The organism is Brevibacterium sp. CFH 10365 (assembly GCF_009299785.1).
Taxonomy (GTDB): Bacteria; Actinomycetota; Actinomycetes; order Actinomycetales; family Brevibacteriaceae; genus Brevibacterium; species Brevibacterium limosum.
The window spans coordinates 348730-372116 of the sequence record NZ_VIGO01000001.1; the positions used below are offsets into that span (position 1 = coordinate 348730).

The 23387-nt window shown below is 64.4% G+C and carries 22 protein-coding genes; 12 read left to right on the plus strand and 10 right to left on the minus strand.

Annotated elements, in window-relative coordinates:
• Nucleotides 1–13: 13 nt before the first annotated feature.
• From FHG09_RS01440 to FHG09_RS01465, 6 genes are all read right to left on the minus strand, one after another.
• Complete coding sequence (locus FHG09_RS01440; RefSeq protein ID WP_152345911.1) at nucleotides 14–1315, minus strand: MFS transporter; 1302 nt, start codon at nucleotides 1313–1315, stop codon at nucleotides 14–16.
• Between the two features lie 26 nt (nucleotides 1316–1341).
• On the minus strand, nucleotides 1342–2289 hold the full coding sequence (locus FHG09_RS01445; protein ID WP_152345912.1) for a dihydroorotate dehydrogenase: 948 nt from the start codon (nucleotides 2287–2289) through the stop codon (nucleotides 1342–1344).
• Between the two features lie 187 nt (nucleotides 2290–2476).
• A complete protein-coding gene (locus FHG09_RS01450) occupies nucleotides 2477–3238 on the minus strand; it encodes an IclR family transcriptional regulator (protein ID WP_152345913.1) in 762 nt (253 codons plus the stop codon).
• 122 nt (nucleotides 3239–3360) lie between these two features.
• Nucleotides 3361–4848, minus strand: coding sequence for an aspartate ammonia-lyase (locus FHG09_RS01455; protein ID WP_152345914.1), 1488 nt, complete (start codon nucleotides 4846–4848; stop codon nucleotides 3361–3363).
• Nucleotides 4845–6137 (minus strand): flavin-containing monooxygenase, encoded by a 1293-nt coding sequence (locus FHG09_RS01460; protein WP_152345915.1) that lies wholly within the window; start codon nucleotides 6135–6137, stop codon nucleotides 4845–4847. The genes FHG09_RS01455 and FHG09_RS01460 overlap by 4 nt, the downstream gene beginning before the upstream one ends.
• Nucleotides 6138–6336: 199 nt before the next feature.
• A complete protein-coding gene (locus tag FHG09_RS01465; RefSeq protein WP_152345916.1) occupies nucleotides 6337–7263 on the minus strand; it encodes a LysR substrate-binding domain-containing protein in 927 nt (308 codons plus the stop codon).
• 131 nt (nucleotides 7264–7394) lie between these two features.
• Here FHG09_RS01465 and FHG09_RS01470 point away from each other — a divergent pair, with 131 nt between their 5' ends.
• From FHG09_RS01470 to FHG09_RS01500, 7 genes are all read left to right on the plus strand, one after another.
• Nucleotides 7395–7847, plus strand: a complete 453-nt coding sequence (locus FHG09_RS01470) for a RidA family protein (RefSeq protein WP_152345917.1) — start codon at nucleotides 7395–7397, stop codon at nucleotides 7845–7847.
• Nucleotides 7844–8527, plus strand: a complete 684-nt coding sequence (locus tag FHG09_RS01475; RefSeq protein ID WP_152345918.1) for a DUF1028 domain-containing protein — start codon at nucleotides 7844–7846, stop codon at nucleotides 8525–8527. The genes FHG09_RS01470 and FHG09_RS01475 overlap by 4 nt, the downstream gene beginning before the upstream one ends.
• The gene (locus FHG09_RS01480; protein WP_152345919.1) at nucleotides 8524–9666 is read left to right on the plus strand and encodes a M20 family metallopeptidase; all 1143 of its coding nucleotides are present in this window, start codon (nucleotides 8524–8526) and stop codon (nucleotides 9664–9666) included. Before FHG09_RS01475 ends, FHG09_RS01480 begins: the two co-directional genes overlap by 4 nt.
• Before the next feature lie 44 nt (nucleotides 9667–9710).
• A complete protein-coding gene (locus FHG09_RS01485; RefSeq protein WP_152345920.1) occupies nucleotides 9711–11114 on the plus strand; it encodes an MFS transporter in 1404 nt (467 codons plus the stop codon).
• A gap of 51 nt (nucleotides 11115–11165) precedes the next feature.
• On the plus strand, nucleotides 11166–12686 hold the full coding sequence (locus FHG09_RS01490) for an aldehyde dehydrogenase family protein (protein ID WP_152345921.1): 1521 nt from the start codon (nucleotides 11166–11168) through the stop codon (nucleotides 12684–12686).
• 111 nt (nucleotides 12687–12797) lie between these two features.
• A complete protein-coding gene (locus tag FHG09_RS01495; protein ID WP_152345922.1) occupies nucleotides 12798–14276 on the plus strand; it encodes a purine-cytosine permease family protein in 1479 nt (492 codons plus the stop codon).
• A gap of 28 nt (nucleotides 14277–14304) precedes the next feature.
• Entirely contained in the window at nucleotides 14305–15078 is a 774-nt protein-coding gene (locus FHG09_RS01500; protein WP_193627237.1) for an SDR family NAD(P)-dependent oxidoreductase, read from the plus strand.
• Nucleotides 15079–15199: 121 nt separating this feature from the next.
• On the opposite strand, the gene FHG09_RS01505 is transcribed toward FHG09_RS01500, so the two are convergent.
• Complete coding sequence (locus FHG09_RS01505; protein ID WP_152345924.1) at nucleotides 15200–15814, minus strand: TetR/AcrR family transcriptional regulator; 615 nt, start codon at nucleotides 15812–15814, stop codon at nucleotides 15200–15202.
• 137 nt (nucleotides 15815–15951) lie between these two features.
• On the opposite strand from FHG09_RS01505, the gene FHG09_RS01510 reads away from it, so the two are divergent.
• The 3 genes from FHG09_RS01510 to FHG09_RS01520 are packed head-to-tail and all read left to right on the plus strand — an operon-like array spanning nucleotide 15952 to nucleotide 20136.
• The gene (locus tag FHG09_RS01510) at nucleotides 15952–17508 is read left to right on the plus strand and encodes an APC family permease (RefSeq protein WP_152345925.1); all 1557 of its coding nucleotides are present in this window, start codon (nucleotides 15952–15954) and stop codon (nucleotides 17506–17508) included.
• Between the two features lie 6 nt (nucleotides 17509–17514).
• Entirely contained in the window at nucleotides 17515–19476 is a 1962-nt protein-coding gene (locus FHG09_RS01515) for a primary-amine oxidase (protein WP_152345926.1), read from the plus strand.
• 12 nt (nucleotides 19477–19488) lie between these two features.
• On the plus strand, nucleotides 19489–20136 hold the full coding sequence (locus tag FHG09_RS01520; protein ID WP_152345927.1) for a hypothetical protein: 648 nt from the start codon (nucleotides 19489–19491) through the stop codon (nucleotides 20134–20136).
• Nucleotides 20137–20162: 26 nt separating this feature from the next.
• Here FHG09_RS01520 and FHG09_RS01525 read toward each other — a convergent pair whose 3' ends face one another.
• The 3 genes from FHG09_RS01525 to FHG09_RS01535 form a co-directional block, all read right to left on the minus strand.
• Complete coding sequence (locus FHG09_RS01525; RefSeq protein ID WP_152345928.1) at nucleotides 20163–20489, minus strand: CHY zinc finger protein; 327 nt, start codon at nucleotides 20487–20489, stop codon at nucleotides 20163–20165.
• Between the two features lie 93 nt (nucleotides 20490–20582).
• Nucleotides 20583–21371: an IclR family transcriptional regulator gene (locus FHG09_RS01530; RefSeq protein ID WP_152345929.1), complete on the minus strand. Its 789-nt coding sequence runs from the start codon at nucleotides 21369–21371 to the stop codon at nucleotides 20583–20585.
• Nucleotides 21364–21705: a universal stress protein gene (locus tag FHG09_RS01535; protein ID WP_152345930.1), complete on the minus strand. Its 342-nt coding sequence runs from the start codon at nucleotides 21703–21705 to the stop codon at nucleotides 21364–21366. The genes FHG09_RS01530 and FHG09_RS01535 overlap by 8 nt, the downstream gene beginning before the upstream one ends.
• A gap of 144 nt (nucleotides 21706–21849) precedes the next feature.
• On the opposite strand from FHG09_RS01535, the gene FHG09_RS01540 reads away from it, so the two are divergent.
• Entirely contained in the window at nucleotides 21850–22830 is a 981-nt protein-coding gene (locus FHG09_RS01540) for a Bug family tripartite tricarboxylate transporter substrate binding protein (RefSeq protein WP_152345931.1), read from the plus strand.
• The gene (locus tag FHG09_RS01545) at nucleotides 22827–23387 is read left to right on the plus strand and encodes a tripartite tricarboxylate transporter TctB family protein (protein WP_193627238.1); all 561 of its coding nucleotides are present in this window, start codon (nucleotides 22827–22829) and stop codon (nucleotides 23385–23387) included. Before FHG09_RS01540 ends, FHG09_RS01545 begins: the two co-directional genes overlap by 4 nt.

Consider the following 23387-nt stretch of genomic DNA (forward strand, 5'->3'; position numbering starts at 1 on the left):
GCGGTCGGGCCGGTCATTCGAGTTCTGCGCCTGTGCGTTCCGGGATGAAGAACATCGCGACGAAGGCCAGCAGGTAGATGACCGGCAGCAGCCCCAGCGCGAACGCGAACCCATGGTTCTCTGCGATCAGGGCGATGATGATCGGAGCGAATCCGGCGATGCCGCGGCCGAAGTTGAACAGAACGTTCTGAGCGGTTGCACGCGCCTCCGTCGGGTAGTGCTCGGAGATCAGGGCACCGAGGAGGCCGAGCATGCCGTTGGCGAAGAAGCCCATGACGAATCCGCCGGCGAGCAGCAGCACGGGGCTGTCGATGAGGCTGTAGGCGAGCACCGAGGCTGCGGCCCCGATCTGGATGATCCAGAAGGTCTTGCGGCGTCCGATCCGGTCGCCGAGCTGGCCGAAGACCACGATTCCGAGCATCATTCCCAGCACCGTCACTGCGGTCCACAGCGACGAGCCTGTGACATCGAGTCCGATCTGCGTACTCAGGTAGTTCGGCAGCCAGGTGATGATTCCGAAGTACCCGAAGTTCTGCACGGTCGTCAGCACGGCGATCGCGATCGTGGTCCGGCGTCGGACGGGCGAGTCGAAGAGCGCCCGCAGCGAGGACTTCTGAGGTTCGGCCAGTTCGCGTGCCGCTTCCTGATGGGCGACGAACTTCGGGGGTTCGTGGAGGCGTTTTCGGATGATTACGGCGATGACGGCAGGCAGGATTCCGACGACGAAGAGCCCGCGCCATCCGAAGGCGGCGATGATCGGGGCAGAGCCCAGTGCTGCGGCGAGGACGCCGAACTGGAAGCCCAGGGCCACCCATGAGGTCGCCCGGGCGCGCTTGGAGGCCGATACCGCCTCGGAGGCCAGCGTCATGCCGATGCCGAACTCACCGCCGATGCCGATGCCGGCGATGAACCGGTAGGCAGCGAGGTCCCAATAGCCGAAGGCGACGGCGCTAAGCCCGGTGAATATGGAGAAGAGGATGACCGAATAGGTCAGCACCCGGACGCGGCCGAGGCGGTCGCTGAGCATGCCGAAGACGATTCCGCCCAGGACTGCACCCAGCAGCGTCAGGGTGGTCAGCGATCCTGCCTGGACATTCGTCAGCCCGAAGGTGGCGATGATGCCCGACAGGGCGAAGCTGAGGATGAGCAGGTCGAATCCGTCGAGGCCGTAGCCGATCGCTGAGGCGAAGACGGCTTTGCGGCCGTACTTCTGCTCCTCGGCTGTTTCCGGTGGCTCCGTTGCCGGCCCGCCTTCCGCTGCGGTGCTGCGGCTGGTCGCTGCTCGTGCTGTGGGTGTTCCGTTGTCTGTGTCCATGGTCCTTCTCCTTCGAAGTGGATGGTTCAGTGAGGCATTTCGAGGCTGCCGATGACCTCGTCGAGTGCGGTGATTCCGTATCGTTCGCAAACCGTCGGCAGCTTGCTGATGATGTTGTTCATGGCAGTCGGGCGGGTGAAGGTCGCCGTTCCGACCTGAACCGCGCCGGCACCGGCGATGAGGAATTCGAGCACGTCCTCCGCGGTGCCGATCCCACCGCAGCCGATGACGGGGATGGACACGGCTGCGGCGGCATCGTGGACGAGCTTGAGGGCCAAGGGTTTGACGGCGGGTCCGGTGTAGCCGCCTGCGCCGTTGCCCAGCACGCTCGTGCGGGAGGCGATGTCGATCGCGAGTCCCGGGTAGCTGTTGGACACGACGACCGCGTCGGCTCCGGCATCCTCGCAGGCCGCTGCGATCTCTGCGATCGAGGCGACGGTGGGGGTGAGCTTGATGAAGAGGGGCTTGTCCAAGATCGCCTTGACGCCGGTGATGACCTCGTGGGCCCGCTCCGGTGAGGCGCCGATGGGCAGTCCGTCGTGTTCGAGGTTGGGGCAGGAGATGTTGAGTTCGAACGCGTCGACGGTCTCGTCGGCGAGTGCGCCGGCGATGTCGTAGTACTCATCGGTGTAGAGCCCTCCGATGCTGACGATGAGTCGAGTTCCAAAGGTCTGGTAGTCACGCAGCAGCCCGCTGCGGAACCCGGCAGAGCCCGGACTAGGGATTCCCACGCTGTTGAGCATGCCGTGCGCCGTCTCCGTCAGCCTGTGTGCGGGGTTGCCTGCCCGCTGTTGGTCGAACACCGTCTTCGTCACCATCGCGCCGAGGCCGTCGACGTCGATCACGCCGGCAAGTTCGGGTCCGAAGCAGCCGGAGGCCGGCATGACGGGATTCCTAAGGTGCACTCCGCCGAGGTCGACACCGAGGTCGACGACCGGTGCGGGAGGAGCTGAGACTGCTGTTGCCGACATCATCGTCCAATCTGAAAATGCGATTTCCACTTTTGGTATGTCGACATTTCTAGTCGGGCGCTTTTCAGAGTGTCAAGCAGATCACGGAACTCGCTTTCAGATTTCCGCGACGTGAATGCGAATGCTCAGAACAGCACCGCCAGGCGGTCATCGCGCGTTACCGGTGAAGTCCGTCAGCACCGACCGGAGACTACGTCTCGGAAGGGGTGTATCCGAGGTCACCGGACATCTCCGAAGCGGTGTCTCTGACCGTGGAGATCGCCCAGGATTTCGCTTCCTCGGTGCCCATCCGGTGGAAGGGAGCGGCCAGGGTGACGGAGGCGACGACGTCGCCGGTCGAAGAGCGGATGGGAGCCGCGACGGCCCAGACGTTGTCGTCAAGCTCGGAGTCGCAGATGTCGTAGCCGCGGGAGCGGATGAGCTGGAGGTGGGAGAACACCTCGGCGACCGATACCGGTGTGCCGTGCATGTAGCGCAGCAGCGCCGACCTGGACAGCACCTGCCGCACCTCTTCCGGATCGCGCCAGGCCAGGAGGACTCGCGCCGAGGCGGCGGCGTTCAGCGGCATGGTCTGACCGACCCGGACGAACAGTCGCAGCGGTCGAGTCGACTCCGTCATCGCGATGCAGACGACGGCGGCACCTGTGAACTCGCAGAGGAAGATCGTCTCTCCGCTGACGCGTCCGGCCTCGACCACGGCCGGGTGGGCGGTCACCAGCGGAGATTGGTGCTGCCGACCGGCTTCGGCGAGCTCTCGGCTGGCCGGGCCGATGAAGTAGCGCCGGTTCGTCGTCGAGCGCGTGACGAAGCCTTCGGATTCCAGCGTTCCCATCAGCCGGTGCGCCGAGGACACGGGGATGCCGATCCGGTCGGAGAGTTCGGCGAGGCTCAGGCCGCCGGCGCTGTGGGCCAGGGTTCGCAGAATGCTCAGAGAGCGAACGATCACCTGCACACGGCCTCCTCCGGATAGTTGGTGTGAGTCTACGAGCATTGCGGCTCGTCAGTCCATCCGGATCACCGTCGCTGCCGGACGGCCCTCGCACCCTCGTTCCGCTCCCCGCACGGCTCTGTCTTCTACTCTCTCCCCTGTCCGACCTCAGGGTCGGCCGGTATCCCGGTCAGCCGCGACGGCTTGAGGACTTCGTCGAGCTCCTCGGAGTCGAGCAGCCCCTGCTTCCTCACGAGGTCGACGATCTTCTCACCGGTGGCCAGAGCCTCTTTCGCCAACTTCGCGGCCGGGGCATACCCGATGACCGGGGCAAGTGCAGTGATCACGGTGACGGAGCGCGCTACGGTGTCGTCGAGCGTGTCGGTGTTCGCGGTGATTCCCTCGACGCAGTTGATCCGCAGGGTCCGGCAGGCGCGTTCGAGCCATGTGACCGATTGGAACAGTGAGTGCGCGATGATCGGTTCGAAGGCGTTGAGTTGGAGTTGACCCGCCTCGACGGCCATCGACACTGTGACGTCGGCGCCGGCGATCGAGTACGCGACCTGGGAGACCGATTCGGGGATGACGGGATTGACCTTGCCCGGCATGATCGACGACCCCGCTTGCCGGGCGGGCAGATTGATTTCGCCGAGTCCGGCCTGCGGCCCCGACGACAGCAGGCGCAGATCGTTCGAGATCTTCGACAGCTTCAGCGCACTGCGCTTGAGCGCGCCGGAGAAGGTCACGAACACGCCTGTGTCGCTCGTCGATTCGACCAGGTCACCGGCGCTGACGAGGTCGAGCCCGGTGATCTCCCGCAGATGCCTGACGACCGCCTCCTGGTATCCGACCGGGGCGTTGATGCCTGTGCCGATGGCCGTGGCCCCCATGTTCACCTCGCCGAGGAGGGGGATCGTCTCGTGGAGACGATCGACGTCCTCGAGGAGGGTCACGGAGAAGGCTGTGAACTCCTGTCCCAATGTCATCGGCACCGCATCCTGCAACTGGGTCCGGCCGACTTTGACGATGTCGGCGAATTCGCGGCCTTTGGCGGCGAAGGATTCGGCCAGCAGGCGCAGCTCAGCCAGCAGGTTGTCCAGCGAGAAGGCGAGCGCGATCTTGATCGCCGTGGGGTAGGTGTCGTTCGTCGACTGGCTGTGGTTCGTGTGGTCGTTGGGGTTGATGAACGCGTAGTCGCCCTTGGGTCGACCGGCCAGTTCGAGCGCCCGATTCGTCACGACCTCGTTGACGTTCATATTCGTCGAGGTGCCTGCACCGCCTTGGACGACTCCGACTCTGAATTGATCGTCGAGCGCTCCGGTCCTGATCTCTTCGCAGGCTCTGCTGATGAGTGCGGCTCGCTGTCCGTCAAGTGCCCCGATCTCCAGGTTGGCCAGCGCAGCGGCCTGCTTGACGCAGGCGAAGGCGCGGACGAAGTTCGGATAGACCGAGATCGGGCGCCGAGCGATGGGGAAGTTCTCGTTCGCCCGTGCGGTGTGGACTCCCCAGTATGCGGTTTCGGGGATGTCCATGCTTCCGATGGAGTCGGTTTCGACGCGGGTGCGCGCAGCCGCAGTGCGGGCGGGCGCGGCTGCGGTCTGGCTGGGCGCAGCTGCGGTGCTCGTCGGCGTCATGAGACGGCGCGGGCGAGGAGTTCGCTGCGGCTCGGCGTGTAGTCGCGGTACATCCGCTGGATGCCGATCTGGTCGGCTAGGTACTTCGCGTCGTGCCACACGCCCCAGATGAAGCTCGACCCGCGTCGGGACAGCCAGGGCAGTCCGAGGAAGTACATCCCGGGCACAGGGCTGACGCCGCGCTTCTGAACCGGGTATCCGCGTTCGTCGAGGACGCCGGCGACATCGAGCCAGGAGTAGTCGACCCCGAATCCGGTCGCCCAGATCACGGTCCGGATGCCCGCGGCGGCGAGGTCGAGTTCGCGGATCGGGGTGCTGACACAGTCCGGTTCGGGGCCGAGGATGTGCGCCTCGGGCTCGGGCGGCAGGTCGAGGCCGTTGCGTTCGATGTACTCATCGGCCTCACGCAGCAGCGACAGGTAGTTCTCGTCGCCGCGGGCGATGTTGCGCTGCAGGTCGTCACCGATGTGCAGGACGCCGTCGGCATAGGAATTCGCTCGGCCGAGCAGGGTGATGCCCGAGTCCGCGAGGTCGCGGAAGTCGACGGTGTGCCCGCCCTGGGCTCCGCTGACGGCGATCGTGACATGCTCGGCTCCGGCCGGCGGTGTGGCCATGTCCCATTTGCCCAGCACGCCGAGCCACCAGCAGAAATCGCGGCTGCGGTAGGCGCGCGGCGGACGGTCGTGGGGGCCGACGGCGAGGTGGACCGGTCGACCCGAGCGCTGGATCTCGGCGGCGATCTGCACGCCGGACGACCCGGCGCCGACGACGAGGACGCCGCCGTCGTCGAGCTGTTCGGGGTTCTTGTAGTCGTTCGAGTGGATCTGTGTCAGTCCTGCCTCGGCGGGGATGATCTCAGGGATCCGCGGGGTCTGGAACGGACCTGTGGCGGCGACGACGTAGTCGGCGTCGATGACTCCGGCGTCGGTGGTCACACGGAATCCGCGGGATCCCGCGTTCTCCGTCACCGAGGTGGCGCTGACCCCGGTGCGCACCGGCAGGTCCTTGGCCTCGACGAGGGTCTGGAAGTATTCGGCGACCTGCCCCTTCGTGGCGAAACCGTCGGGATCGGTGTCCGCGAACTCCTGTGTGGGGAAGCGATCGTGCCAGGCGGGTCCGTTGGCGACGAGGGAGTCCCACCGGCGGGAGCGCCAGGCCTCGGCGACCCGGTCGCGTTCGAGGACGACATGGGCCACTCCCCGCTCGCTGAGATGCTCGCTCATCGCGATCCCGGCCTGGCCGCCGCCGATGACGACGACCTCGGTGGTTTCTGCGGCTGTGTTCGACATGGACACCCTTCCGTCGGTGCCGCGCTGCGGCGGCATCTGCTTCATTGCTGGCGGGCACAACTTCGATGTTGCCCTGACGCCTTCCAGCAAACCGCAGGTGGAAGCGGCAATGCCAATAGTTCTTCACGGTCCACTGCATCTTATGAATAGATGCAGTGACCATTTGTCGATCACTTGGGGGTATCTAACGGAGACGCTTTCAGCCTGACTCGGGAGCCACCTCGGCGAGGATCTCGCGGACGACGTCGGCCACGGCAGCGGCCTTCGCCGTCTGCCCGGATCGAGCCAGGGTGGACACGGCCACGTGCAGGGTGGGGACGGGATCGGAGATCTCGAGGATCGTCGTCCGCTCCCCCGTGTAGGTCTGCCGGATGCGCGGCCGCTGGTTGAGGATGGAGAACCCGAGGCCCATGGCGACCATCGAGCGCACGGTCTCGTAGCTCGAGCTCCGGTAGCGCAGATGCGGGGTGATGCCGGCCAGGCGGAGCATGTTGAGGAAGTACTCGCGACTGTCGGGAAGGTCGAGGACGACGAAATCGTCCTCAGCGAGCTCGCTCAGCGAGACCTTCTTCCGACGGGCGAGACGATGGTCGGTGCCGACGATGACGTGCGGCCGGGCCTCGCCGACGATCTCGGCGCGGATGCCGTCGGATTCGGTGAGGTCGTAGTTGAGCGCGAGTTCGACGCGACCGCTGCGCAGTGCGTCGATGCTCTCCTCATGGTCTCCCTCGACGACCTCGACGGTCAGGTCGGGGTGACGCTCGCCCAATCGCTGGAGCAGCTGCGGCAGCAGAAACGGTGCGATCGTCTGGAAGCAGGCGATGACGATGGTTCCGCGCACCTCACGCTGGCCGGCCTGGATCGAGTCGACGGCGTCGGTGATCCGACCGAAGATCTCCCGGGTCTCATGGAGCAGGCTCTCGCCGGCCGAGGTCAGCACGAGGCCCTTCGAGTGCTGACGCACGAACAGCGGAGCCCCGAGGGCCTTCTCCAGCTGGTTGATCGCCGTCGACACAGCCGACTGGGCGATGTGCAGCTCCTGGCTGGCCTCGGTCATATTGAGCGTCTTCGCGCATTCGGCGAAGTACGACAGCTGGGTGAGCGTGATCGCGAATCTCTGCACCATTGCGGCTCCCTGCGATGAAGAATCTGTTTTGTAGATGCTCTGACTAAATTATAACTATTTCACAGATGAATGGAATGTCCCGAGAATGGGTGGCAGACAACGACCGCTTCACTCGACGAGGAGACGCCGCTATGGCAGAGCCGACGCACACACGACTGAGAATGTTCAACACCAAGGACACCTATCCGGAGCAGAATCTCGACAACGATCTCTGCCAGGCCGTCGTCGCCGGCGGTGTCGTCTACCTGCGCGGACAGATCGGCCAGGACCTCGAGACCCGGGAGTCGGTGGGCATCGGCGATGTCACCGCGCAGGCGGAGAAGGCGATGGCGAACATCGCGATGCTCCTCGAGGAGGCCGGCAGCAGCCTCGCCGACATCGTCAAGGTCACCGTCTACATCATCGACCCCCGCTACCGCGAGGACGTCTACCGCACTATGGGCAAGTGGCTGAAGGGCGTCTTCCCCGTCTCGACGGGCATCGTCGTCCAGGCCCTGGCACGCCCCGAATGGCTCGTCGAGATCGACGCCACCGCCGTCATCAGCGACACCGCCGAGGCGGGACGGACCGAGGTGGCCCAGTGACCTTCTCGCTCCTCCTCCACGATCCCGAGACCGGGGAGTTCGGCTCCGCGATCTCCTCGTCCTCACCGGCCGTCGCCGCACGCTGCATCAATCTGGCCGACGGCGTCGGCGGCGTGAACTCGCAGAACATCACCGACCCTCGCCTCGGTCCGGCAATCCTCGACGAGATGGCCGCCGGCAAGAATGCGCAGGCGGCTCTCGACGCGGTCGTCGCCGCTGCCGATCCGACCGCGATCGACTTTCGGCAGCTGCTCGTCATCGACGCGGCCGGCAGCACCGCCGCACATTCCGGCGCACAGGCACTCGGCATCTTCGGTGCCCGCACCGAGACCAACGCGGTGGCCGGAGGCAATATGCTCGCGGACCTGACAGTCCTCGATACCTTCGTCGAGACTGCGCTGTCATCCACCGGACGTCTCGAGGAGCGCCTCTTCGCGGCCTTCGAAGCCGCCATGGCTGCCGGAGGGGAGGCCGGTCCCGTCCACTCGGCGGGCCTGTCCGTGGTCAACGGCTCCGGCTGGAGGGTCACCGATCTGCGCGTCGACTGGGCCGATGAGGATCCGATCGGGCAGCTGGGCCGCCTCCTCGAGATCTGGATGCCCCAGCGGGACGACTACATCACCCGCGGCCTCGACCCGGCCGCCTCACCGTCCTACGGCGTGCCCGGTGACGATCGATGAACGACGCACCAACCGCAGTCAAGGATCGAGTCGCCGCCCGGATCACCGAGGTCGCGCCGAAGCTCATCGCACTGTCGAACTCCCTCCACGACGATCCGGAGCTCGGCTGGCAGGAGTTCCGCTCCTCGGCCGCCGTCGCCGGAGTCCTGGCCGAGCACGGCTTCACCGTCGAACGGCCCTATCTCGGGCTCGACACCGCCTTCCGCGCCACGTTCGGATCGGGTGATTTCACCATCGGCTTCCTCGCCGAATACGATGCTCTGCCCGGACTCGGCCACGCCTGCGGCCACAACCTCATCGCTGCGATGAGCGTCGGCGGGGCGATCGGCCTCGCCGAGGCGGCTGCGGAACTCGGCATCACCGTCGAGGTCATCGGCACTCCCGCCGAAGAGGGCGGTGGGGGCAAGATCGAGCTGCTCGACCGCGGAGCCTTCACCGATCTCGACTTCGCGCTCATGGCCCATCCCGCACCCGTCGACGTCGCCGAGGCCGAACCCTTCGCCGTCACCCACTGGCACGTCGAGTACACCGGGCGCGCCGCCCATGCCGCCGCATACCCGGAACGCGGCATCAATGCCAACGACGCGTTCCTCATCGCCCAGGTCGCCCTCGGCCTGCTGCGCCAGCAGCTGCCGACGACCGCACGCGTCCATGGGGTGATGACGAACGGCGGCGAGGCCCCCAACGCGATTCCGGCCAAGACGGAGGGCCGCTGGTACGTGCGCGCCGAGACGACGGAGGAACTGCTGGCCCTCGAGAAGAAGGTCATCAACTGCTTCGAGGCAGGAGCCCTGGCCACTGGGGCGCAGCTGTCGATCACTCCGGAAAGCCGCCGGTATTCGGAGATGCGCACCGATGAAGCCGCGCTCGAGGCCTACCGGGCCAATGCTCTCGCACTCGGCCGAGACTTCGACGTCGACCCCGTCGCCGCAACGATGAACCGCGCGTCGACGGACATGGGCAACGTCTCCCAGATCGTCGACGCCATCCACCCCTATATCGGGGTCGGCGGCGAGGCGAGCAATCATCAGGCCGCCTTCGCCGAGTCCTGCGTCGGCAACCGGGCCGAGAGCACACTCATCGACGGCGCCACCGCGCTGGCCTGGACGGCCGCCGACGTCAGCGCCCAACGGGCCTGAGCGAACTCACTCAGCGCACCACGATTCCAAAGGAGGATTCGGACATGTCAGGTGACACCCAGGCCGCCGCGGGGCTGGCCTATCAGAAAGGTCTGCGCAAGAGCGTGGTCGCCGGCTCCATCGGCGTTCTCGTCCACTGGTTCGACTGGGCCGTCTATGCCTATATGGCCACGACGATCGCGGCGATCTTCTTCCCCGAGGAGGACAGCACCGCAGGACTGCTTGCCACCTTCGCGGTCTTCGCCGTCTCCTTCCTCGTCCGGCCGATCGGCGCGATCATCTTCGGCCGCCTCGGCGACAAGCTCGGACGCAAGCACACCCTGTCGCTGGTCATCCTCGCCATGGCCCTGTCGACGCTCGCACTCGGAGTGCTGCCGACCTACGGGACCATCGGTGTGCTCGCTCCGATCCTCCTCATCGTCACCCGCATCGTCCAGGGGCTGGCCGCCGGTGGCGAATTCGGCAGCGCGGCGGCCTTCCTCGGCGAATTCTCACCGCCGAAGCGCCGCGGCTTCGGCTGCAGCTGGCTCGAGGTGGGGTCCCTGGCCGGATTCCTCTTGGCCTCCTTCGTCGTCTTCCTCCTCAACCAGGCGCTGACGCCCGACCAGGTGAGCGCCTGGGGCTGGCGGATCCCGTTCCTCATCACCGTGCCCTTGGGCTTCATCGGCCTCTACATCCGTCGGAAGATCGAGGACACCCCGGAGTTCTCGGCCCTGCAGAAGATGGAGACCGTCGCCGAGGCGCCCCTGCGTGAGGTGTTCAAACGCAATCCCAAACAGTTCCTCCAGACCTGCGGGATGGAGACGTTCATGAACGTCACCTTCTATGTCGTCCTCGTCTACCTGCTCACCTATCAGGAGACCGCCGTCGGCATCGAACCCGGTCGGGCGGCGCTGCTGTCGACCCTGGCCTCGGCGCTCGGTCTCGTCATCGTCCCGCTGGCGGGCCTTGCCTCGGACAGGTTCGGACGCAAGCCTGTGCTCATGACCGCTGCGATCGCACTCACGGTGCTCTCGGTTCCGCTGTTCCTCCTCATGGGCGCCGACTACCCCTGGGCGTCGTTCGTCTCGACCTTCGGCCTGGCGTTCATCCTCGCGATCATCCTCGGCACCCACGCTGCCGCCGTCGTCGAGCTCTTCCCGACCCGGACGAGGCAGACGGGACTGTCCATCGCCTATGCCCTGACCGCCGCACTCTTCGCCGGCACGGCGCCGTACATCCTCACCTGGCTCATCGATTCCACCGGCAGCACGCTCAGCCCCGGCTGGTTCCTCGCCGTCGTCGGCGTCATCGGCATCGTCACCGTCGCCTCCCTGCCCGAGACCCGCGGCATCGATCTGCTGCGCTCCGACGACCTCGAGGAGTCATCGGCAACCTCGGTCGCCGAGGCGGCCGCCCCGGCCGAGTGCCCCAGCCCCTCGGCCGTCGAGCCCTCTAGCGACCGCTGATCGCCGCCACTGCCCACTCACGTTCCGCACCACACTCGAAGGAGACCTTCCATGACCGCGACCCTGACCGACACCACGACCCGACCGGCCACCCTGGCCGAGTGGCGGGCCGCAGCGGCGGCTCTGACCATCGACGGACGCCCAGTCGTCGACGGGCGACGTGTCGATGCACGCTCGGGGCAGACCTATGCGAAGACGAACCCGGCCACCGGTGAGGTGATCTCGCAGCTCCACCTCGGTGACGGATCCGATGTCGATGCGGCCGTGGCGAGCGCTCGCGCCGCCTTCGACGCCGGCGAGTGGTCGCGCGCCTCGGCGACGCATCGGCGTGAGGTGCTGCTGCGTCTGGCCGAGCTCATCGAAGCGCGGTCGGACGAATTCGCCCTCCTCGACACGCTCGACATGGGCAAGCCGATCGGTGAGTCCTCGACGATCGACGCCCCGGGGTCCGCGGCCCTGTTCCGCTTCTACGGAGAGGCGATCGAGAAGCTCAGTGACGAGATCCCGGTGACCCCGGCCGGGTCGACGGCGCTCGTCACCCGCGAACCGCTGGGCGTCATCGGGGTCATCGTGCCGTGGAACTATCCGCTGGAGATCGCGACGTGGAAGATCGCGCCCGCGCTGGCGGCTGGCAATGCGCTGGTCGTCAAACCGCCGGTCGAGGCCTCGCATTCGGTTCTGCTGCTGGCCGAGATCGCCGCCGAGGCGGGGCTGCCCGCGGGCATCCTCAACGTCGTTCCCGGTCGCGGGTCGGTCGTCGGTACGGCACTGGGACGGCACATGGATGTGGACATGCTCGGCTTCACCGGGTCCACCGAGGTCGCCAAGCAGCTCCAGGTCTACGCCGGGGAGTCCAATATGAAGCGTCTGGCGCTCGAAGCCGGGGGCAAGAGCGCGAATGTCATCTTCGCCGACACCGATGACCTCGCTGCCGCGGCACGGAAGGCGGCGTTCGGCATCTTCTACAACCAGGGAGAGGTCTGTTCGGCCACCTCGCGGATCTTCGTCGAACGCTCTGTGTACGAGGAGTTCGTCCATCTGCTCGAGGACGCGGCAGAGGACTTCCAGCCTGGAGACCCGCTCGATCCCGAGAGCGCGATCGGCTGTCTCGTGTCTGAGAAGCACGCCGGTGAGGTGTGGGAATGCATCGAACAGGCTCGCGCGGACGGCACCATCGTCCAGGGCGGCAACCGTCCGGAGATCAACGGCCGCCGCACGTTCATCGAGCCCACGATCGTCACCGACCTGCCGGCCGATCACCGTCTGCACCGCCACGAGATCTTCGGACCGGTCGCCCTCGTCACCCCCTTCGACACCGAGGAGGAGGCGGTCACGAAGGCGAATGAGACGCCGTACGGACTGGCAGCGGCCCTGTGGACGGGCAGCATGGCCCGGGCACATCGTGTGTCTGCTCGCCTGGTGGCCGGCACTGTCTCGGTCAACACCGTCGACGCACTGGGCTTCACCACGCCCTTCGGCGGGTTCAAGCAGTCCGGCTTCGGTCGCGACCTGTCCGTCCACGCTCTGGAGAACTACTCGGACTTCAAGACGACCTGGCTGCAGTGGGGGTGAAGCTCCACTTGGCCCTCCGCGTCTCATCTTTCCCGTATACGCGAAAGGTGAAACGCGGACAGACAGCTCCATAAGCAATCTCAAAAGAGACCACAAAGAAGTGAGCAGAACATGAGTGCAAAACTCCCGGAACTCCGATCAGTCGAATTTGTTCCACACAACGAGCGGCATGGACATCCCGCCAGCCAGTTTCCCCTCTGGTTCAGCGTCAACATGATGGTGTTGACCACCCTGACTGGAGGTATTGGGGTTCTCTCTGGACTCAACATGTTCTGGAGCGTCGTCGCAATCATTTGCGGCAATTTCCTTGGTGCCTTCTTTGTCGCCGGTCACTCTGTACAGGGCCCGGTTCTCGGAATCCCCCAGATGATTCAGAGCCGCGCGCAGTTCGGAGTCTTCGGCGCAGCCATCCCTTTGTTCGCAGTACTCATCATGTACATCGGCTATTTCGCAAGCAATTCAGTTATAGCTGGAGACGCCATCGACGCGGGCACACCAATAGGAAAGAATTGGGGCATCGTCATCTCAGGCCTGGTGATTCTCGTAATCACCTTCTACGGTCACGACCTCATTCACAAGATCGAACGCTGGTTCGCCATCATTCTCGGAGCAGGGTTCCTGGCTGTGACAGTAGTGGTGATACAGCACGGTCTTCCGTCAAGCTCTTGGAATGCTGGCAATTTCAACGGCACCGCGTTCCTCCTGCTCATTGCTGCGACAGCAACCTGGCAATTGACGTTTGCCCCGTACGTTGCGGACTATTCGCGATACCTGCCAAGCAGCACCAGCGGAAAACAGACATTCATTTTCACTTATCTGGGCCTTGTGGTCAGCACCACATGGCTGATGACGCTCGGCGCCATGTTGACGACGATTTTCCCCGAGTACGGCTCCCAGCCCAGTCAGACTATTGCGGGGCTCTTCCCAAGCGCGCTAGCTCCCGCGGTCTATATATTCATCGTGATAGGCGTCATTGCTACAAACGTATTCAACTTGTATGGCGCATTCATGTCGCTGACCACAATCGTTGACACCTTCAGACGAGTCAAGACAACCTTGTCTGCTCGAGCGGTTCTGTTCCTCATCGTCTTTGCCGTCGCCACTTTGGTGGCCGTATTGGCGAGCAGCGACTTCATGGCCTTCTTCGAGAACCTACTGCTTGTTCTCGGCTACATGTTGTTCCCGTGGACCACCATCAACCTCGTCGATTTCTTCTTCGTCCGAAGGGGTCGATACGTCGTCGGCGACATCTTCGATCCCAATGGGCGATACGGTCGATTCAATTCGCGTGCACTGATCGCCTACGGGGCGACAATCCTGGTTGAGATCCCGTTCATGAGCACTGCGTTCTTCACCGGATTCCTCTTCGAAGCAGTCGGCGGAATCGATTACGCCTGGATCATCGCCCTGACCTTGCCGGGAATCATCTATTTCGTGCTCATGCGCCGAACGCGACGCATGGCTGATCGCCTGGAGTCGGACACCACCGTCGACGAGATGAGCTCACCACTGGAATCCCTCACCGACATAGATGAGAACTCACCAAGTATCCCTTCCGTCAATCGTCCAGAAAACAATGAGCCGGTCTGAACTGGCTGCAACCAAAAGGAGAGAATCAATGGCACGTTTTGAAAACTCGATCTTCATCGTCACTGGCGGTGGATCCGGTTTGGGCAGAGCAACCAGCCTGCGCTTGGCCTCTGAAGGAGCTCGCATCGGCGTATTGGACCTGCAGCTCAAATCGGCAGAGACGGTGGCGGAAGAAATCAATGCCGTCGCTGAAGGTCATGCCATAGCGTTGGAAGCCGACGTCACCGAGGCCGACGCGGTCGAATCTGCAGTCGCCCAGGCCACTACTGAGTTCGGTGGGCTCCACGGCGTTGTCAACTGTGCGGGGATTGCTCTGGGGGAGGGAGGAGTGGTGGACTGCACTGAGAAAGCGTGGGACACGATGATGAATGTCAACGTCAAGAGCATCTTCCTCACCGGCAAATACGCGATTCCAGAGATCGTCAAGTCTGGGGGCGGCTCGATCGTCAACATCGCTTCGGTTTTCGGCTTCGTCGTCAACAAGGACGAGTGCGCCTACGCTGCTTCAAAGGGCGCAGTCGTCAACCTCACTCGTCAGATGGCATTGCAGCACGCTTCAGACAAGATTCGCGTCAATGCCGTCTGCCCTGCAGATGCAGACACTCCGCTCATTGATGGGCTCATCGGTAAGACCGGTGCTGAACTAGAAGCTGAAAAGGCTGAGCTCGCCGCCCCGATCCCCATGGGACACCTGACGAAACCAGATGACGTGGCCGCCGCAATCAGCTTCCTCCTGTCTTCTGACTCAGAGTTCATCACAGGTGTTTCACTCCCAGTCGATGGCGGGTTCCTCGTTCAGTAGTCCCCCGCTATTAGGTGCAATCGCCCACCGCAATGCGCTTCTCGGCGCCAGCTCCGTCACGAGCTGGCGTCGAACTGCATTCACAGGAGGTCAGAATGCGCAGAAATGAGGTGCAATCCAGTCACCCTAATGTCGTCTCGACCAGCCGGCACCCGGTCAGCACCTCGGCGTTGGCCGCGATGAGCCGGAAGATGTCATCGGCGTCGAGCGGCGTTCCGCCCATGAAGTGCAGTCCGTAGGCGTCTTCGAGTGCCACGAGGTTGCTCGCCGCCGTCCCCATGGGCAGCGTCATCGTGAAGGCTCCGGAATCGACACCCTCGGTGAGCACCGCGGTGTAGAGGGAGACCTCGAGTCGGTAGAGCTCGGCCATGAGCCCCGCGTGGAAATTGTCTCTGAACGCATGGGTGTGCAGCTCGTTGAGCACCTGGAAGTCGATGTCGTCCGAGGACACGGGGATGCCGCTGCGGATCACGTGAGCCAGCTTGGTCTCCGGCGTCTCACCTGCGATCCCCTGCTCGCGCCGGTTCCAATAGAAGCGTGATACCGCGTCCTCGTGCACCTCGCGCACCAGATCGCCGAGGTCGGGATAGTAGTACGCCACGGATCCGGCCCCGACCTCGGAGTGCGCGGCCACGTCGATGGTGCGCAGACCGTTGAGTCCGCGCTCTGCGATCGCCTTCTTCGCCGCCTGCACCAGCTGTGCCCGACGGCCCTCCTGATTCTTCGGTCTCGCCATGGGCCCATTATCTCCTGAAGTGATGCAGGCAAACGCGGATCGGTATGGCCGCACCTCTGTCAATCGGCGACCGTCCGTGCAATTCTTTACGGTGTAGCTCAAAGAACTCTATCGGACGCCCACTCACAAGGAGGTGGATGGTGTCTTCCCTCGAACGCACGACCGCATACGCGGACGAACAGAAGCAGCATCTGAAGAAGACGCTCGGCCGATTCGACATCGTGCTCATCGTCATGTCGGCGGTCTTGAGCATCGAAGTCCTCGCCGAGACCGCGGGATTCGGAGCGGAGACCTTCACCTGGACACTCGTCCTCGCGATCTTCTTCCTCGTGCCCTACGCGCTCGTCTTCGCCGAGACCGGCAGCACCTTCGTCGGCGAGGGCGGAGCCTATATCTGGGTTCGCCAGGCCTTCGGACGCCCCGCGGGTGCGATCGCCTCGATACTGAGCTGGGTCACTCAGCCGGTATGGGTGGGCGGTTCGATGGCTTTCCTCGCCACCGGCACCTGGAACCAATTCATCAGCCCGATCGAGACCGGATCGATGGGCGACTGGATCTTCAAGATCGTCTTCATCTGGATCACGGTGATCGCGGCGATTCTGTCGCTGGCGAAGGCGAAGTGGCTGCCGACGCTCGGGGGTGTGCTCAAGGTCATCTTCATCGCGTTCTTCCTCTTCACCACAATCATCTACGCTGCCCAGCACGGAGTTCAGCCCCTCCGCCTCTCGGACTTCAGCCCCAGCCTCGGCGGCTTCCTCGGGCTTGTGCCGCTCCTGCTTTTCTCCTACCTCGGATTCGAGGCCTCGAACAGCGCCTCGGACGAGATGAAGAACCCGAAGAAGGACATCCCCGTCGCCATCGCACGTTCCGGTTTCATCTCCGCGCTCTGCTATCTCCTACCGGTCCTCGCCATGCTGCTCGTGTTGCCGACCGAGACGATCACCGGCATCGGCGGGCTCCTCGACGCCGTGCAGACGGTGTTCACCGTCTACGGCCCCGCTGCCGAGATCATGGTCGTACTCGCAGCCCTGATGTTCGTCATCATCCTCGCCTCTCAAGGCGCGGCGTGGATGATCATGAGCGATCGGATGCAGGCACTGACCGCGGCCGACGGCGCCTTCTTCGGAGGCTTCTTCGGCAAGATCTCGCGCACCCTCGGCACCCCGGTCAACGTCAACCTGCTCTCGGGCACCGTCGCCACGGTCTTCCTCATCGCGGCCATGCAGCTCAGCGGTGATGCCGGTGCACTGTTCGGGGTCGTTCTCTCGATCTCCATCTCGACGTTCCTGCTCAGCTATTTGCTCATCATTCCCGCGGCCATCAAGTTGCGCTGGAAGCATCCCGGCATCGAACGCCCCTTCCGGGTGCCCGTCGGCAATGTCGGGTTCACCATCCTCGGCGGCATCGCCTTCCTCTGGATCCTGCTCGGATCCTGGGTCGCGATCTTCCCCGGTACGCTCGATCGGCTCTTCGGGCAGGAGTACAACTTCCTCGACGAATGGGGCGTCGATCAGGGACCGTTCACGGCCCTCACTCTCGGCACCCTCGGCGCCCTCGCCGCGCTGGCTCTCGTCGGATACGTCCGCGGACACCGGGTCCGCGTCTTCCGCCCTACCCCGACCGATCCTCAGGATCTGCTCGATGACCTCGACCCCGATCTCAACAACAAACTCGATACACAGAAAGGCATGTGAAGACCCATGACTGCAATAACACCGACTGCCACCGGCAGTGCGACCACCCACCCCCTCGATCGCCTGACCTCCGAAGAGATCGAACTCAACCGAGCGATCATCGTCGATGCCGGCCACGTGAGCGAACAGACGCTGTTCGCCCTCGTCAGCCTCGTCGAACCGGATAAGCGCGAGGTCATCGCAGGCGCCACCGACCTCGACCGCCGGGTGCGCTCGCTCATCATCGACCGCAGCACGGGGGAGCAGACGGAGCTTCTCGTCTCCCTGCCCGAACGCAAGGTGCTGTTCGCCCGTGTGCTCGATGTCGCGGCCGAGGGTCAGGCCCCGATCACCATGACCGAGTACGAAGAGGCCGAGCAGATGATTCGCAACGACGCGACGTGGCGGGCGGCTGTCGAGGCTCACGGCATCACCGATGTCGAGACCGTGCGCATCTGCGCGCTCTCCGCCGGATGCTTCGGCATTCCCGGAGAGGCTGGCCGCCGCCTCGTGCGCGGTTCGTCCTTCATCCAGTCGGACCCGCAGGACAATGCGTGGGCGCATCCGCTCGAAGGGCTCGTGGCCTATCTCGACCTCAACACAGGTGAGGTGGTCGAGGTCGTCGACACCGATATCATCCCTGTGCCCCAGGAGCGCTTCGACTACCATCTCGATTCCTGGCTGCCCGAACCGCGGACGACGCAGAAGCCGATCGAGATCTCCCAGCCCGAGGGCGCAAGCTTCACTCTCGACGGCGACGTCCTCGACTGGGAGAAGTGGCAGGTCCGACTCGGCTTCGACCCCGTCGAAGGGCTGGTCCTCCACCAGATCAGCTTCGAAGACGAGGGCGAGCGCCGCCCCATCGTCTACCGCGCCTCGGTGGCGGAGATGGTCGTGCCTTACGGCGATCCCAGCCCGGTGCGCTTCTGGCAGAACTACTTCGACGCCGGCGAGTATTCGATGGGCAAGAACACGAATTCGCTCGAGCTCGGGTGCGACTGCCTCGGCGAGATCCACTACTCGGACGCCGTGCTCGCCGACGATCAGGGGCATGCGCACACGATCACGAATGCCATCTGCGTCCACGAGGAGGATGCCGGGATCCTGTTCAAGCACACCGATGAGTTCACCGGCGCCGTCGATGTGCGCCGCAACCGCCGCCTCGTCATCTCCTTCTTCATCACCGTCGGCAACTACGACTACGGCTTCTACTGGTACCTCTACCTCGACGGCACGATCGAGCTCGAGTGCAAAGCCACCGGCATCGTCTACACGGCCGCATACGGTGACGAGGCTCAGCGTCAGCGCTGGTCGTCACCGCTCGGCGACGAGGGATTGGGCATGCCGTTCCACCAGCACATGTTCTGCGCCCGTCTCGACATGCAGATCGACGGCATCGCTAACGCTGTCGATGAGCAGGAGGCCGTGCGCGTCCCCTTCGGTGAGGACAATCCCTACGGCAACGCCTTCACTCGCAAGCTCACTCGGCTCACCGCCGAGGGTGGTAGGACAGCCGATGGTGAGGCCGGTCGGGTGTGGCATATCGTCAATCCGGACAAGACCAACCGGCACGGGTTCCCCGTCGGCTATGAGCTGCGTGTGCCCGATGAGCCGACGATGATGGCGGCCGAGGGGTCATCGATCTCGAAGCGTGCTGGTTTCGGGTCGAAGCACATGTGGCTGACGCACTTCGATGCGGACGAACGGTTCCCCTCAGGGACGTATCCGAATCAGAACCCGGGGGCCGGGACCATTACGCAGTGGGTCGAGCAGCAGCGACCTGTCGATGGTGACGACATCGTCGTGTGGGCGTCGTTCGCGATGACGCACTTCCCTCGTCCCGAGGACTGGCCGATCATGCCGGTCGACAAGCTCGGGTTCACAATGAAGCCCTATGGCTTCTTCGACAGGAATCCCGCGCTCGACGTGCCGCGCCCGAAATCGGGTCACTGTGGCACCGAGACCGGTCACTCCTGCGAGTGCGACTGACAGACCCGAACGATGAGCAGCCTCGCATCCTTCCTCATGGTCGCCTCGGGGATCCTGTGCCTGACCGGTGCCGTCGCTGCGAGGGGGAGGCCGGCCATTGTCGCCGCAGCGGTGATGGTCCTCGCCATGGTCGACCTCGCCTATACCGCCGTGGTTCCGCCGGTGATCTGGTCTGGCGCGCTGCTCATCGTCGGGCTCTGCCTGGCCGTCTTCCTGCGATCGCCGTCAAGGATTCCCTCGCCGAGGCGGTCCCCCGCTCTCGTCATGAGTGGCGCGGACGACCTGTCGGGATCCGAGGACAACCGGGATGTTCGGTCATCGACCGCGCCTGACCGCTGCGTATCACGGGCGGATTCTCACTCGGGCCCGACGGCTGCGGTCCTCTCCGCCATCACCTATCCGGTCATGGCGTGGCAGGTCCTCAACCATGGGACACATATGAGCGGTTCGACGCATGCCGGCGGCCATGCAGCTGGCGGCCATGGGCATCATGCCGGTGACATGTCGCTCATCAGCACGTTCCTCACAGTGGGCGTCGTCGTCCTAGCTGTGCTCTTGGTGATCTGTGCCGTCCACGACATCGCCCGCAGGCGCCCTCTGGTCTCACTCGACTGTTGGGGAATGGCCGCGATGATCGTGGTGATGCAGTTCCTTCACTGAGCGGATCTTTCAGTGACGGGATTTCTTCAGTGGTCGGCGAAGTAGAGATCCGAATGCGCCGCGCAGCGTGGATTGAAGGGTGCGGTGCATTCCGGGCATTTATCGACGCTCTTGTACGTCTCGATCGTCAGTTCAGTCCAGCAGTTCCCACACAGGATCGCCAGCTGGTCCCACTGTTCGCGCGGCCACTGCTGCGCAGGGTGGTCGGCTGTCTCGGAGTGGCACAGGTGGCAGGGAAAGTAGCGGTCGCAGCAATGGAAGCGGATGGCGATGATGTCGAGTTCGGTCGCGTAGTGCACGCACCGAGTGTGCTCGTCGACCGTCTTGCCGAAGACTTCAGGATACCGATTCACCGCTCGCCTGCCTTTCGTGGGTCGGACCGGTAGGAGCCCGGCACAGCAGACGCGCTCCGACACCGCATAGACGATCCGACCGACCGGAGTAATCTACCTGGGGAGCTTTGTCCATTGCGTTGATGCGTACCGGCGGGTGTCGAGCTGTGCTCCGATGATCGGAGCTATCTGCCGGAGCTCCTCGACCAGTCCGGGCGCTTCTGTTTCCGTGATCCGGGAGGTCGGGCCTCCGATAGTGAGCGCTCCGAAGAGGGCACCATCGGGCAACTCGAGTCGGATACTCACCCCGGCGACGCCTGCCTCACGCTCGCCGCGACTCGTCGCATGACCCTGATTGAGGCTGCGGGTGATTCGCTCGCGGGCGGTGAACCCCGAGCTGCGCTCTCGCAGGAGGCGTTCGATGCGCTCGACGATCTCTGGCGGAGCCTCCTGGAGGAGGATCCACGAAGATGCGCCAGCCAACAGCGGCATGGCCTCACCAACTGAGATGACGTGCCGCAGCGATCGATTCCCGGGAATGTGGGCGATGGCGACGCGGGAGTCTCCCGATCGCACATAGATGCTCAGGGATTCGCCGAGGCGGTGTGCCGTCGAGCGCATCAGCTCCGTCACCGACACGGGAACTCCCCATCGGTGGCCGGCGATCTGAGTCCAATGGAGGAACCCGAGCCCGGGCGAATAGGTGTGAGTGAGTGGATCGCGATCAATCATCCCCTCCGCGCGAAGCGCCCCGAGGATCCGCACGGCCGTGCTCTTGGGCAGCTCGGCACGGGCGGCGAGTTCCTGGAGGGAAAGAGAATCGACCCCGGGCGAGAAACAGCGGATGAGTGCGAAGGCCCGTGAGATGCTGCGGATCGTCGCCCCTTCCTCTGCCTCAGTCACGATGCGACTCCTTCGTGGTCAGCACCGGGATCTCTGCTTCGAGGATGAGCCGTTGCGCGGAACTGCCCAACAGGAACTTGCCCACGGGTGAGCGTCGCCTGATCCCGACGACGAGCAGCAAGGCGTTCCGGGCGACGGCGAGGTCGAGGATCGCGTCGGCTTCGTCCTGATTCTCTGGGAGCGTGACCGTGTTCTCCGCAGAGACGAAGTCGGGAACGGAGTTCGGACTGATCGCGACGACGACATCGGTGCCGATGGCTGCGGCCGCAGCACGCGCGGTCTCGAGGACCCTTCGGCCGAGTTCGTCATTGTGGGAGATGCAGAGGACGGTCATGACTGCTCCTTCAGCGTTCCATTGTACGGAATCTTTTGATTGTTCTGCGGAACGCGTGATCCACTGTATCCGTTGCCATTGCCGATCGGCAATCACCCTCCACCAGCTGATGGAGCAGAGTCGCTCAAGAAGAAGGGAAGTCACATGGCAATCACCAGGCGCCAAATGCTCGCCGTCGGGATAGGAGTGCCGCTCACTCTGGCCGCTGGCACACAGGCCGTGGTCAGCGGTTCCGCTTCAGGTGCACGAACCGCTCTCACCCTGTTGGTCGGAGCGGCCCCGGGCGGAGGCTGGGACACAGTCGCTCGCGAACTCCAGGTCGCCATGAGGGACAACGGCATCGTCGCCAATCCTCAGGTCGTCAATGTGCCCGGCGCCGCGGGAACGATCTCGCTTGAGCAGCTCCACCAGATGCAGGGGCAAAGCGATGTCCTCATGATCACCGGAACCGTCATGCTCGGCGGCATCGTCGTCAACGACTCGCTCCACGACCTCACGGACACCACACCGATCGCTCACCTCGCTGATGACTACGAAGCGATCGTCGTGCCGGCCGACTCAGAGCTCGAGACCCTCGATGATCTCGCGAACGCGCTGAAAGCCGATCCCGGTTCTGTCTCATTCGGCGGCGGATCTCTCGGCGGCACCGATCACCTCCTCGCCGCGATGTTCGCCGATGAGATCGGCATCGACACCGCCGCCGTCAATTACATTCCGTTCGCGGGAGGCGGCGAAGCGGTATCGGCGCTGCTCTCGCACAGTGTCACTGCGGGAGTGAGCGGTTACAACGAGTTCGCCGACCAGATCACTGCCGGCAACCTCCGGTGTCTGGGCATCGCATCTCCCGAACCCATGCCGGACGTCGACGGGCCGACCTTCGCCGAAGCCGGGTACGAGACCTACCTGCCCAACTGGCGCGGGGTGGTGGCCCCACCAGGGCTCTCCGCCGAGGAGTCTGCCGAGCTGACCGCCATCATCTCCGAAACCGTGCAGACAGCCGAGTGGAAGGACGCGCTGGTTCGGAACAAATGGATCGACGCCTATCAGGACGACCAGGAGTTCGCCGACTTCGTCTCGACCGAGACGGATCGGGTCACCGAGATCATCGAAGGGCTGGGACTATGAACGAGCAGAGACTTACCGGGGCATCCTTTCCGCTCACCATCCTCGTGCTTGGCGTGGCGGCCTATCTCACCGTCGGCCTGGTCGCTATGGACGTTCCCGATACGGCATCATTCCCGGGACCGCGCTTCTTCCCCACGATCATCACCGTGCTCGCTTACCTCGTGACTGCACTGCTGGCGGTGCAGAGCACGCGCCAGTTCATCAGCGACCGACGCCGGAGGTCGGCGGCCGAGGCTGCGGTCCCGACCGGCGATGATGAGCCCGCCGGCTCGGCCGTCGCCGGGGAGACAGCCATGGGTCCCGCCGAGGACACGACGATGAACTGGCGGATGATCGCGATCGTCGTCGGCAGCTTCATCGCCTTCATCCTGCTGCTCGACGTCATCGGATGGCTGCTCAGCGCAGCGATCCTCGTCTTCGGCGTCGCCACAGGTCTCGGTGCACGCAGCATGTTCACCTCGGCATTCGTCGCACTGTCGATGTCAGCCATCGTGCAACTCGCCTTCGTCGGCGGCCTCGGGCTGCCGCTTCCCTCCGGATTCCTCGGGAGCTTCTGA